Genomic DNA, 2,919 nt, shown 5'->3' on the forward strand with positions numbered 1-2,919 from the left:
TTCTGATTCAAATGTCATCTTTATTGCCAGTACATTTTGCTTAACTCCTCTGAATAATTGATACCTGCGAAAGAGTTTTATTTAACCAAGCGAACTGCTTGCAGCAGCGCTTCGCTATCGCCTTCAATATCTTTCAGATCCCCGACTTCTCTAAGAAGTCGGGGATCTGATGTTCTTATTTTATTTATAGAGTCAAGGTTAAAGAATTTCCCCAAGGACTAATTTGAGATTTCATCAATTAGCGATCGCCTGTACTGGTTGATCTAGACTGCGCTCAGTACAAGTCGCGGTAGTTGAGCGTAGTCGAAACTCGATAACCACGTGATTCTAACAATTTACCTAACTAGCAACTTACATTACTAGTACAGCACGGCGTAAGTGAATAAACCATTTTCAAGCCTTGTAATCAATAGACATCTCCAAAAATTAAAGATGCTTGACCTGAAAACCCTGTAGAGACGTTCCATGGAACGCCTCTACAATCTTTTTTGGAGATGTCTAATCAAATTTTTGGAGCTTTTAATGGTCATGCTATTTACGCCCTAGTGTACTAGCTGAGAGGAATGTTTCCAGACTCTGAATTTTGTTGCAACCAATTTTCTAGTTGATTTATCTCAGTGAGATCGAGTAACTCTGTTGCTAGTTCTTCTAGTTGAGTAACTGATAAGCGATTAATTTTGAGGCTAAAATCAGATGATAAAGTCCCAAAACGACGGTCAATTAATTTCCATACCAATTTACGACTTTCTTGCTGCAAACCTTGCTGTAAACCTTGTTTTTCTCCTGTCTCCAAACCCTCTTTTAAGATTTGTTGATACCAAGGAGACTCTCTCAATATGGTCATATCCCACCTCATTATTTGTTGAACTAAGGGTATATCCAGGACAAAACCCGCAAAAAATGATAATAATGGCTCTAAATCCGTTAAAGTTTCATTGGCTCGTAATTCAATTACTGCTTGCCTGACAATACTCTCATTTCCTCCTCCTTTTAATATTGGCACAAAAGGCAATAAACTTGATAAGTTATGCTCAAAAACTAAATTAACATCTAATTCCCACAGATTAATAACATGATAGTTTTGATAAGTTTTAATTCCCATAAATTCCGTTTCATAGCAGTTAGGAATTATTTCTGTTTGAGAATTAGGTAGAATGTTAAGCAATACGGGATAAACCGGTAAATTATAGTTTTCTTTGGCTAAGGCTGTATAAGCATAAATTCTTACGGGTACTTGCTTGTTGTAACGCAATTGTAACTCATTTAGAATTAAAAATTCTCCGTCCTTGGGACTAGAGACTTTAATTAATACATCATTTTCTCTTGCTACCCATTGAAAATCGGAACTAATAATCTCTTTGACTGTTAAATCAGGGTTATTAGTTAACCAACGTACCCATTGCTCAGGTGCTAAACTAATTAGGCGTTTACCGCCAATATCTGCTTTTTTCTTGGTCATTTGTCTGATCTATAAATTTAAGATTCCATCCCATGACACACTCCTCCCGCAATCAGCCATCTTGAATATGCTCCCAACACAGTTCACAAGAAGGGCTTCTGGGGAGGGACTGAGATCTATAAGACCATCAAAGCCCAACTCCTAAACAAAAATCTAAAAGCTATTAAACGCATAGCGTGGCGTTACCTAACTAGCAACTTACATTATTACATTAACAATTCCCACTTTACTGGTGTTCCCGCTTGAACATCTACTTTGATTTTTTTCCCTAATAAAAGATTGTAGTATTTGGGGGGTAAACCTGCTTGTTTAGCGGTGGTTATTGTTTCATCTAATTCGGCGATCGCTGCCATATTGGTATATCAGCTTTTGCTTTACCCCTTAGCTGATAATCTTCACGTTTAGCCATATTAAATAATCCCTTTGATTATATTTCCTGATTTAACACTTCTGCCCAAATCATCTAAGAGGTGAACGCAGATAAACGCAGATGAACGCGGATAATTTTTGTCAGAATCAGGATATCCAGGATTTGAGGATGTACAGGATGTAATTGCTCATTTGTTTGTTGGTGGTTAATGTTGTAATTGTCTTAATCAGAATAAACAAAATAATCCCCAAATTTCCACCAACAATTATTAAATAACATCCTGTAAATCCTTTAATCCTGGTTATCCTGATTCTGACAAAAAAACTCTAGATGTACAGGATGTAATTGCTCATTTGTTTGTTGGTTAATGTTGTAATTGTCTTAATCAGAATTTTTCAACCACCCTCTAGCGTAATGATTGTGAATTCAATTGAGTTGTTCCATGTATATAGCAACCATATTTGATTTGCGGACCGTGAGGGTTTCAGATCCCCGACTTCTTCGAGAAGTCGGGGATCTCTGTATCGTTAAGGCAGATACTTATAAATTAACTTAATTTAGTATATTTTTGTAGCCAGTCATCCAAATCGTCAATACCCTGAAAATCCAACAGCGCTTCTCCTAAGTCCTCCAACTGTGATACAGGAAAACTCTTGATTTGTGAACATTGGCTCTCTGGTAATTCCCCCAGTCGTCGTCTTAATTGACGAATAACTAAATTAGCCTCACCTTCCTGAAGACCCTTTTGAAGACCTTCCTGAAGACCCTTTTGGCGACCTTCCTGAAGACCCTTTTGGCGACCTTCCTGAAGACCTTCGACAATAATCTCTTGGTAAAAACGGGATTTGGTAATATCCACAGTTTCTAACTCTAGCATATTCATGATGATCTCCTTAGTTAACTCAGGGAACTTATTAGCCAGTATAGTCTCGATTAAACTCAATCGCCTTTGAAACTCGCCTGTTGTGTCGGCTTCCTGCAATAGCTTTCTACCAATTACGGCACTTTTGTCTTTTTCTGTCACCACCAACTGCAAAAGCATCAAATTCGGGGTTAGTTCTTGCTGGTCCTGCAGATCACTCAAATATAG

Annotated in this window: 3 protein-coding genes; all 3 read right to left on the reverse strand. The window is 37.6% G+C overall.

The annotated features are described in order from the left end of the window. Nucleotides 1-550: 550 nt before the first annotated feature. Nucleotides 551-1,459 carry a DUF4351 domain-containing protein gene (locus IQ228_RS24210; RefSeq protein ID WP_193964719.1) on the reverse strand — a complete coding sequence of 303 codons (909 nt, stop codon included), beginning with the start codon at nt 1,457-1,459 and terminating at the stop codon, nt 551-553. A gap of 206 nt (nt 1,460-1,665) precedes the next feature. Beyond that, on the reverse strand, nt 1,666-1,812 hold the full coding sequence (locus IQ228_RS24215; protein ID WP_152540446.1) for an SAF domain-containing protein: 147 nt from the start codon (nt 1,810-1,812) through the stop codon (nt 1,666-1,668). 564 nt (nt 1,813-2,376) lie between these two features. Then, a partial coding sequence (locus IQ228_RS24220) for a DUF4351 domain-containing protein (RefSeq protein ID WP_193964720.1) occupies nt 2,377-2,919 on the reverse strand: 543 nt, incomplete at its 5' end.

Source organism: Dolichospermum sp. LEGE 00246, from assembly GCF_015207865.1.
Classification (GTDB): domain Bacteria; phylum Cyanobacteriota; class Cyanobacteriia; order Cyanobacteriales; family Nostocaceae; genus Dolichospermum; species Dolichospermum heterosporum.

Excerpts from the sequence above, each read along its gene's own strand:
- IQ228_RS24210 (WP_193964719.1), bottom strand. The coding sequence starts at position 1,459 with ATGACCAAGAAAAAAGCAGATATTGGCGGTAAACGCCTAATTAGTTTA.
- IQ228_RS24215 (WP_152540446.1), bottom strand. The coding sequence starts at position 1,812 with ATGGCAGCGATCGCCGAATTAGATGAAACAATAACCACCGCTAAACAA.